This window comes from Klebsiella sp. MS 92-3, from assembly GCF_000195655.1.
GTDB lineage: Bacteria > Pseudomonadota > Gammaproteobacteria > Enterobacterales > Enterobacteriaceae > Klebsiella > Klebsiella pneumoniae.
Map to the genome: position 1 here is coordinate 161,500 of NZ_GL882724.1, position 8,619 is coordinate 170,118.

At 62.1% G+C, this 8,619-nt stretch carries 8 protein-coding genes; 6 read left to right on the forward strand and 2 right to left on the reverse strand.

What is annotated here, in order from left to right:
* Nucleotides 1-46: 46 nt before the first annotated feature.
* The gene (gene lsrK, locus HMPREF9538_RS23915; RefSeq protein WP_004149900.1) at nt 47-1,645 is read right to left on the reverse strand and encodes an autoinducer-2 kinase; all 1,599 of its coding nucleotides are present in this window, start codon (nt 1,643-1,645) and stop codon (nt 47-49) included.
* A gap of 37 nt (nt 1,646-1,682) precedes the next feature.
* Nucleotides 1,683-2,654: a transcriptional regulator LsrR gene (gene lsrR, locus HMPREF9538_RS23910; RefSeq protein ID WP_004144837.1), complete on the reverse strand. Its 972-nt coding sequence runs from the start codon at nt 2,652-2,654 to the stop codon at nt 1,683-1,685.
* Between the two features lie 218 nt (nt 2,655-2,872).
* On the opposite strand from lsrR, the gene lsrA reads away from it, so the two are divergent.
* Genes lsrA through lsrG form a run of 6 tightly spaced genes read left to right on the forward strand, consistent with a single transcriptional unit; the run spans nt 2,873 to nt 8,585 of the window.
* A complete protein-coding gene (gene lsrA, locus HMPREF9538_RS23905) occupies nt 2,873-4,360 on the forward strand; it encodes an autoinducer 2 ABC transporter ATP-binding protein LsrA (protein ID WP_004174224.1) in 1,488 nt (495 codons plus the stop codon).
* Nucleotides 4,357-5,391, forward strand: coding sequence for an autoinducer 2 ABC transporter permease LsrC (gene lsrC, locus HMPREF9538_RS23900; RefSeq protein WP_004181392.1), 1,035 nt, complete (start codon nt 4,357-4,359; stop codon nt 5,389-5,391). The genes lsrA and lsrC overlap by 4 nt, the downstream gene beginning before the upstream one ends.
* Complete coding sequence (lsrD, locus tag HMPREF9538_RS23895) at nt 5,392-6,390, forward strand: autoinducer 2 ABC transporter permease LsrD (protein WP_009484040.1); 999 nt, start codon at nt 5,392-5,394, stop codon at nt 6,388-6,390.
* A gap of 1 nt (nt 6,391) precedes the next feature.
* The gene (gene lsrB, locus HMPREF9538_RS23890; protein WP_002917725.1) at nt 6,392-7,393 is read left to right on the forward strand and encodes an autoinducer 2 ABC transporter substrate-binding protein LsrB; all 1,002 of its coding nucleotides are present in this window, start codon (nt 6,392-6,394) and stop codon (nt 7,391-7,393) included.
* Between the two features lie 11 nt (nt 7,394-7,404).
* Nucleotides 7,405-8,292: a 3-hydroxy-5-phosphonooxypentane-2,4-dione thiolase gene (gene lsrF / locus HMPREF9538_RS23885; protein ID WP_002917724.1), complete on the forward strand. Its 888-nt coding sequence runs from the start codon at nt 7,405-7,407 to the stop codon at nt 8,290-8,292.
* Entirely contained in the window at nt 8,289-8,585 is a 297-nt protein-coding gene (gene lsrG / locus HMPREF9538_RS23880; protein ID WP_004181386.1) for a (4S)-4-hydroxy-5-phosphonooxypentane-2,3-dione isomerase, read from the forward strand. Before lsrF ends, lsrG begins: the two co-directional genes overlap by 4 nt.
* Nucleotides 8,586-8,619 lie beyond the last annotated feature (34 nt).

The window sequence follows — 8,619 nt, forward strand, 5'->3', positions numbered from 1 at the left end:
CCGGGGGGGGGGGGGGGGGGGGGGAAAGGCGGAGCGGAACCGGTAGTTAGGGTGAGGGGGAAGACGCAACGCGCTGGCGGCGTTCCAGACCCGGCGCCTGCCACATCGACGTTGTCAGCCCGCTATCGACAAGGCCAAGCTGATCGGCGTACACCGTCTGCCACTTGCTCATCATCTCCTGATACAGCTCGCGATGCTGCGGATTTGGGGTAAACTCGCGGTGCCAGCTCACTAACCGCTCTCCGGTGCTGGCCATATCGTCATACAGCCCGGCGCCGGTTCCGGCGGCGATGGCGCAGCCCAGCGCGGTGGCTTCGCGGACCACCGGCACCCGCACCGGCAGGCCGGTGACGTCGCTGAGGATCTGGCTCCACAGCGCGCCTTTAGAGCCGCCGCCGGCAAACACCAGGCTGTCGAATGTCACCCCGGAGAACTGCGAGATCTGCGCGAGGTTGCAGGCGGAGACAATCGCCGCGTTCTCTTCCAGCGCGCGGAACAGGGTCGCTTTATTGCACTTTTCCGGATCGATGGAGAGGTTAATAAACGACGGCGCGGCGTGGTACCACTGCTTAAAGTGCATAGCGTCGGAAAAAATAGGCATCACGCCGTGGGAACCGGCGGGGACGCGGCTGGCCATCTCCTCCAGCAGCGAATAGGCATCGACGCCGAGCCGCTCGGCAATCAGTTTTTCTTCAGCGCAGAAGGCGTCGCGAAACCAGCGCATGGTCAGGCCGGTAAAGAAGCTGATCGATTCCGCCTGCGCCATGCCGGGAATCACGTGAGGATTAACACGAATATTCATCTGCGGATCGGTGCGCACCTGCGGCAGGTTGACCACCTGCTGCCAGAAAGTGCCGCCGAGTACCGCGGTTTGCCCGGCGCGCACCACCCCAAGGCCCAGGCAGCCGAGCTGGACGTCGCCGCCGCCCATCACCACCGGCGTCCCGGCGCGCAGGCCGCTCTGCTGCGCCGCCGCTTCGGTGACGGCGCCCAGCAGGGTACCGGTCTCTTTGACCGGCGACAGCATATCGGCGCGCAGCCCGGCCATATCCAGCAGCGCCGGACGCCAGTCGCGGCTGAACAGATCGAGCATGCCGGTGGTGCCGGCGTTTGACGGGTCGACCGCCAGCTCGCCGGATAGCTTCGCCGCCAGCCAGTCGCTGATCATGGTGATGGTTGCCGCTTTGCGGTAGATATCGGGGCGGTGGTGCGCCAGCCACAGCAGGCGCGGCATGGCGCTGAGCGCCAGGGTTTGTCCCGAGACCTCGTATACCTCGGATTCGAAGCGATAGTCGTGGATCTCCTTAAGCTCCGCCACTTCGCGGCTGGCGCGGGCATCGACGTTGGCGCAGGCCCAGATGGCCTCGCCGTTGCGGTCATAGAGAACGATGCCTTCGCGCATCGAACAGCAGGCGACAGACTGAATATCGGCGGCAGAGAGCCGGGCGGCGTCGAGCGCCTGGCGAATGCACTGGCAGGCCAGCTGCCAGTTGGTGGTAAGGTCGAACTCCATCGAGCCGGGGACGTTATCAACGCTCAGGTGTTTCCATTCGGCCTGGCCTACCGCCAGCTGGCGGCCATTAAGATCGAAAATAACCGCCCGAATGCTGCCGGTCCCGGCATCTAACGCTAACAGGTAACTCATGACATGCGCCTCGCTGTTGTCGCGCGGCGCCAGGCCGTCAGGAGGCCAGGGTAAGCACCGCGCGTGCTGTTGTCTCTTCCGTTACCAGGCCATTAATGCGCTTGCCAATCAGAGCGGCATAAATCGCCTGCGCTTTTTCTTCTCCCCCGGCGACGCCAACGATGGTCGGCAGCTGCGCTAGCTCATCAAGGGTCACGCCGAGCAGTTCCCGATGGATCTCCAGTCCTTCTACCGGCCTGCCGTCGGCCTGCAGGAAATAACCTAAAATGTCGCCGACCGCGCCTTTGCGGGCGTACATAAGCTGTTCGCCCTCGCTGATATAGCCGGAGCGCAGGATGGTCGCGTCGCGCCGCTGATCGATGGCGCCGATGCCAACCACCGCCGCGTCCGCCGCCGTCGCCGCGAGGATCACGTCGCGCACGCTCGACTCACGGCGCAGGATCTCGGCGACCTCCGCCGAAGAGACCCGCAGCGGCGCCGGGATAATGCTGACGCTGCAGGCGGCATCCAGCTGGCCAATACCGGTCATATAGGGGCCGACGCCGCCGGAGAGGGTCACCAGCCGCACCTGCTGCGAGCCGATAAAGCCGCTGAGATGCTGCAGGCAGCTCATGGTGGCTTCGCCGAAGCCGACCGCCAGCAGCTGTCCCGGCTGCAGAATGCCCATCAGCGACTGCGCCGCGCCGATACCCAGCCGGGTATTCATCGGCGGGGTGTTGAGCGCCGGCAGTACGCGGGCAATCTTGAGGCCAAAACGCTGCTGGAGTTCACTTTCCAGTGCCAGACAGCCCTCATAGCGCGAGTTGATCTGCACGCGGATCACCCCGGACTGACGGCCTTTCTCCAGCAGGCGGGAAATCTTCAGCCGCGGCAGCCCCAAACGCTCGCCGATGTCATTTTGCGTCAGGCCGTCGTGGTAGTAGCACCACGCCACCCGCGCCACCAGCTCTTCCTCGGCTAACGCCAGCCCGGCGTAGCGGTTCTCTTCCGTAATGCGTTTTTCGCTCATAAATTGAACTCTTATAAAAATTTAGATCATATGTTCGCTATTGCGCGGCCGGAAAGTGTGAGCCGACTGGCAAAACGGATCTTTCATCGCTGGCCCATTTTTTCCTGAGGATCTAAAGCGCCAAACTGTGATCTTCGCACGGTTGTAAATATAGTTCACCGTCTACGCTTTTGAACATTATTAAATTTAAAAATCATTTGTTCAAACGAGGCGCGACGATGAAGCCACTGCTTGAAGCTCGCCAGATCCGCAAACAGTTCTCCGGCGTTGCCGTGCTGAAGGGCATCGACTTTACGCTATGCGCGGGCCAGGTGCATGCCCTGATGGGAGGCAATGGCGCGGGTAAATCGACGCTGATGAAGATCATCGCCGGCGTCGAAACCCCGGATAGCGGTGAACTGACGATCGGCGACCGCGCGTTTGCGCGCCTCAGCCCGGCGCTGGCCCACCAGCTGGGCATCTATCTGGTGCCGCAGGAGCCGATGCTGTTTCCCAACCTCAGCGTGCGCGAGAACATTCTCTTTCGTTTGCCGAAGCGGGCGGATACCACCGCGCGACTGCAGGAAAAACTGCAGCAGCTGAACTGCCAGATCAACCTCGATGCCAGCGCCAGCACGCTCGAGGTAGCCGATCAACAGATGGTCGAGATCCTGCGCGGCCTGATGCGCGAAGCGCGGATCCTGATCCTTGATGAACCTACCGCCTCTTTAACCCCGGGCGAAACGGAGAGGTTGTTTAGCCAGATCCGCGCGTTACAGGCGCTGGACGTGGGGATCGTGTTTATCTCGCACAAACTGCCCGAAATCCGCCAGCTTGCCAGCCATATTTCGGTGATGCGCGACGGGGCGGTAGTGCTGAGCGGCGAGACCGCAACTTACCGCGATGAGCAACTGATTAGCGCTATGACGCCGGCCAGCCGCGACCATACGCTGAGCGACACGCAAAAGCTGTGGCTGGCGCTGCCGGGCAACCGCCGCACCCAGGCGCAGGATTTTCCCGTGCTGCGGGTGGAGGATCTTACCGGAGAAGGCTTTATCGATCTCAATCTGGAGATCCGCGCCGGGGAGATCGTCGGCCTCGCCGGGCTGGTGGGATCCGGGCGCACCGAATTTGCCGAAACCTTATACGGCCTGCGTCCACCGCGCGCCGGGCGGATCTGGCTGGAGAATCGCGAGATTAGCAATGACAGCACCCGCGCCCGGCTGGCCAGCGGGCTGGTCTATCTGCCGGAAGACCGCCAGGTCTCGGGGCTGTTTCTTGATGCGCCGGTGCGCTGGAACACGGTGATGTTCAATCAGCCGTCGTGGTGGCAGCAGGGGAAACGGGAGGCGGCGGTGGTTGAGCGCTATCACCGGGCGCTGGGGATCAAGCTGGCCGATGGCGATCAGCCGGTGCGCACTCTCTCTGGCGGTAACCAGCAGAAGGTGCTGCTGGCGCGCTGTCTGGAGGCCAACCCGCTGCTGCTAATTGTCGATGAGCCGACGCGCGGCGTGGATGTCTCCGCCCGCGCCGATATCTATCAGCTGCTGAAAAGCGTCGCCGCGCAAAATGTGGCAGTGCTGATGATCTCCTCCGATGTGGATGAGTTCATCGGCCTGGCCGACCGGGTGCTGGTGATGCATCAGGGCCGCTACAGCGGCGAGCTGGCGCGGCAGGCGGTCACCGTCGATCGCATGATGACCCTGGCCTTTGGAGGGCAGGCATGAAAACGTTACTCAAGAATCGCGAACTGAGCGCCTTCTTTGCCATCGTGGCGCTCTTTGTTGTGCTGGTGGCGCTCAATCCAGCCTATTTCAGCCTGCAGACCCTGGCGATGATTTTCTCCAGCTCGCAAATCCTCTGCCTGCTGGCATTGGGCGCGACCCTGGTGATGCTGACCCGCAATATTGACGTGTCGGTAGGTTCGACTGTTGGGCTATGCGCCATCGCCGTCGGCGTGGCGCTGAACAACGGCTATGGGTTGGCGACGGCTATCGCCTTCGCGCTGGCGATTGGCGCGCTGGCCGGAGCTTTTAACGGCCTGCTGGTGGTGGGGCTGCGCATCCCGGCGATCGTCGCGACGCTCGGTACGCTGGGGTTGTATCGCGGGGTGATGTTGCTGTGGACCGGCGGGAAATGGATCGAAGGCTTGCCCGACAGCCTGAAATCGCTCTCGGAGCCCGCGTTTATCGGCGTGTCGCCGCTGGGCTGGCTGGTGCTGGCGCTGCTGCTGGCGGGCGGCTGGCTGCTGTCGCGCACCGCCTTTGGTCGTGATTTTTACGCCGTTGGCGATAACCTCGCCGCCGCGCGCCAGCTGGGCGTGGCGGTCAACCGCACGCGGATGCTGGCCTTTACCCTCAACGGTATGCTGGCGGCCTGCGCCGGGATCGTCTTCGCCGCGCAGATTGGTTTTGTGCCTAATCAGACCGGCAGCGGCCTGGAGATGAAAGCCATCGCCGCCTGCGTGCTGGGCGGGATCTCGCTGCTCGGCGGTACCGGCACGCTGCTTGGCGCGTTTCTCGGCGCCTTTTTCCTCACCCAAATCGACACCGTACTGGTACTGTTCCGCCTTCCCGCCTGGTGGAACGACTTTATCGCCGGCCTGGTGCTGCTCGGCGTGCTGGTGCTCGATGGCCGTCTGCGTCAGGCGCTGGCCCGCCATCAGCGGGCGCTGAAGTACAGCCGTTTCCAGCCCGGTAACAAAGGGGGGAAACAGGTTGCCCGCTTTCCTGAACGCAAAAGCAAAGAGGTGGCTTAAATGAAGCTGAAGCTTAACTGGGAAAGCGCGCTGCTGGCGTTGCTGATCGTGGAGATCCTGCTGTTCGGCGCGCTGAATCCGCGCATGCTGGATCTCAATATGCTGCTCTTTAGCACCAGCGACTTTATCTGCATCGGCATCGTCGCGCTGCCGCTGACGCTGGTGATCATCAGCGGCGGGATCGATATTTCGCTGGGCTCGACCATCGGCCTGTGCGCCATCGCCCTCGGGGTGATGGCCCAGGCGGGCTGGCCGCTGTGGCTCGCGGTATCGCTGACGTTGCTCTTGGGACTGCTGTGCGGGTTATTCAACGCCGCGCTGATCCACTACACCGGCATCAGCCCGCTGGTGATCACGCTTGGTACGCTGTATCTGTATGGCGGCGGCGCGCTGCTGCTTTCCGGGATGGCCGGCGCGACCGGTTACGAGGGGATTGGCGGTTTTCCCGATAGCTTCACCGCCTTCGCCAATTTAACCCTCGCCGGACTGCCGCTGCCGCTGGTGCTGTTCGCGATTATCACCTTTTTCTTCTGGCTGCTGACCCATCGCGGGCGCTTTGGCCGCCACCTCTTTTTACTCGGGCAAAACCCGCGCGCCGCGCGCTATGCCGCGCTGTCGGTGAACGGCATCCCGTACGTGCTGTATGGCCTGGTGGGCGTCGCCTCGGCGGTCGCGGCGCTGGTGATGGTCTCCTATTTCGGCTCGGCACGTTCGGATTTAGGCCGCGACCTGCTGATGCCGGCGCTGACCGCGGCGGTGCTCGGCGGGGCCAATATTTACGGCGGCTCGGGATCGATACTGGGTACCGCGCTGGCGGCATTGCTGGTGGGGTATCTGCAACAGGGTTTACAGATGGTCGGCATCCCCAACCAGGTGTCGAGCGCGCTGTCAGGGGCGCTGTTGGTTGTGGTGGTGATGGGGCGTTCGCTGAGCCTGCACCGTGAATGGGTGCGCGCGACCTGGCGGCGTCTTTTCTCGCATAAAACAATCGGAGCATAAAATGAAATTAAAACTGATCGTGCTGGCGCTGGCGATGAGCGTGGTTACCGCGCAGGCGGCGGACCGCATCGCCTTTATTCCTAAGCTGGTCGGCGTCGGCTTCTTTACCAGCGGCGGCAACGGCGCGAAAGAGGCGGGGAAAGCGCTGGGCGTGGATGTCACCTATGACGGCCCAACCGAGCCCAGCGTCTCCGGCCAGGTGCAGCTTATCAACAACTTCGTCAACCAGGGCTACAACGCGATTATCGTTTCCGCCGTCTCGCCGGACGGCCTGTGTCCGGCGCTGAAGCGGGCGATGCAGCGCGGGGTGAAAGTCCTGACCTGGGATTCCGATACCAGGCCGGAGTGCCGCAGCATCTATATCAATCAGGGCACGCCGCAGCAGCTTGGCGGCCTGCTGGTCGAGATGGCGGAAAAGCAGGTGACGAAGCCTACTGCCAAGGTAGCGTTTTTCTACTCCAGCCCGACGGTGACCGACCAGAACCAATGGGTGAAGGAAGCCAAAGCCAAAATCGAAAAAGAACATCCGCAGTGGCAAATCGTCACCACCCAGTTTGGCTATAACGATGCCACCAAATCGCTGCAAACCGCCGAGGGGATCTTAAAAGCGTATCCGGATCTCGACGCCATTATCGCGCCGGATGCCAATGCGCTGCCGGCGGCGGCGCAGGCGGCAGAGAACCTCAAGCGTCAGGGCGTGGCGATTGTCGGCTTTAGTACGCCGAACGTGATGCGTCCGTACGTTGAGCGCGGCACGGTGAAAGCGTTCGGCCTGTGGGATGTGGTTCAGCAGGGAAAAATTGCGGTTAACGTCGCCGATCGATTGCTGAAAAAGGGCGATCTTAACGTGGGCGACAGCGTTGAGGTGAAAGATATCGGCTCGCTGAAGGTCGAACCGAACAGCGTGCAGGGCTACCAGTATGAGGCGAAGGGCAACGGTATCGTGCTGCTGCCGGAGCGCGTGGTGTTCAGCAAAGAGAACATCAACAACTACGACTTCTGACGGAGGATGAGATGGCAGATTTAGACGATATCAAAGAGGGGAAGGACTTCGGTATTGACCGCCCGCAGCAGAATACGCTGTATACCCTGAAAGGCTGCGGCTCGCTGGACTGGGGCATGCAGTCGCGGCTGGCGCGCATTTTTAATCCGCACAGCAACCGCACGGTGATGCTGGCCTTCGATCACGGTTACTTCCAGGGGCCAACCACCGGGCTGGAGCGTATCGACCTGTCGATTGCGCCGCTGTTTGCCGACACCGACGTGCTGATGTGTACCCGCGGCGTACTGCGCAGCCAGGTACCGGCGGCCACCAATAAGCCGGTGGTGCTCCGCGCCTCCGGCGGCAATTCGATTTTGAGCGAACTCTCTAACGAATGCGTGGCGGTGGCGATGGAAGACGCGCTGCGGCTCAACGTATGCGCGGTGGCGGCGCAGGTCTATATCGGCAGCGAATACGAACATCAGTCGATCAATAACATCATCAAACTGGTGGACGCCGGCAATCGCTACGGTATGCCGGTCCTGGCGGTTACCGGCGTCGGCAAAGAGATGACCCGCGATGCGCGCTACTTCTCGCTGGCCAGCCGGATTGCCGCCGAAATGGGGGCGCAGTTTGTGAAGACCTATTTCGTTGAGGAAGGCTTTGAAAAAGTGACCGCCAGCTGTCCGGTGCCGATCGTTATCGCCGGCGGTAAAAAACTGCCGGAGCATGAGGCGCTGGAGATGTGCTGGCGGGCGATCGACCAGGGGGCTTCCGGGGTGGATATGGGGCGCAATATCTTCCAGTCCAGCGCCCCGCGCGCGATGCTGAAGGCGGTGAAAAAGGTGGTGCATGAGAATCTGAACGCGCGGGAAGCGTATCAGTTCTGGCAGGAAGAAAAACAGGGAGAGCTGAAATGAACGTGACGCTGGTGGAGATCAATATTAAACCCGAGCGGGTGGATGAGTTTCTTGAGGTGTTTCGCGCCAACCACGAGGGCGCGCTGCGGGAACCAGGCAACCTGCGCTTTGATGTCCTGCAGGATCCCGAGGTGAAAACCCGCTTTTTTATCTACGAAGCCTATAAAGACGATGAGGCGGTGCTGGCGCATAAGAAGACGCCGCACTATTTAGCCTGCGTCGAAAAGCTGGAGGAGATGATGTCGCAGCCGCGGCAGAAGCGCAGTTTTATCGGGCTGTTACCGCAGGTGTGAGGTTCCCCCCCCCCCCTGGGGGGGGGGGGGGGGG

What these genes read in the sequence shown, in the direction of transcription:
- lsrK (WP_004149900.1), bottom strand. Translation starts at nt 1,645, where the DNA reads ATGAGTTACCTGTTAGCGTTAGATGCCGGGACCGGCAGCATTCGGGCG.
- lsrG (WP_004181386.1), top strand. Translation starts at nt 8,289, where the DNA reads ATGAACGTGACGCTGGTGGAGATCAATATTAAACCCGAGCGGGTGGAT.
- lsrD (WP_009484040.1), top strand. Translation starts at nt 5,392, where the DNA reads ATGAAGCTGAAGCTTAACTGGGAAAGCGCGCTGCTGGCGTTGCTGATC.
- lsrA (WP_004174224.1), top strand. Translation starts at nt 2,873, where the DNA reads ATGAAGCCACTGCTTGAAGCTCGCCAGATCCGCAAACAGTTCTCCGGC.
- lsrF (WP_002917724.1), top strand. Translation starts at nt 7,405, where the DNA reads ATGGCAGATTTAGACGATATCAAAGAGGGGAAGGACTTCGGTATTGAC.
- lsrR (WP_004144837.1), bottom strand. Translation starts at nt 2,654, where the DNA reads ATGAGCGAAAAACGCATTACGGAAGAGAACCGCTACGCCGGGCTGGCG.
- lsrC (WP_004181392.1), top strand. Translation starts at nt 4,357, where the DNA reads ATGAAAACGTTACTCAAGAATCGCGAACTGAGCGCCTTCTTTGCCATC.
- lsrB (WP_002917725.1), top strand. Translation starts at nt 6,392, where the DNA reads ATGAAATTAAAACTGATCGTGCTGGCGCTGGCGATGAGCGTGGTTACC.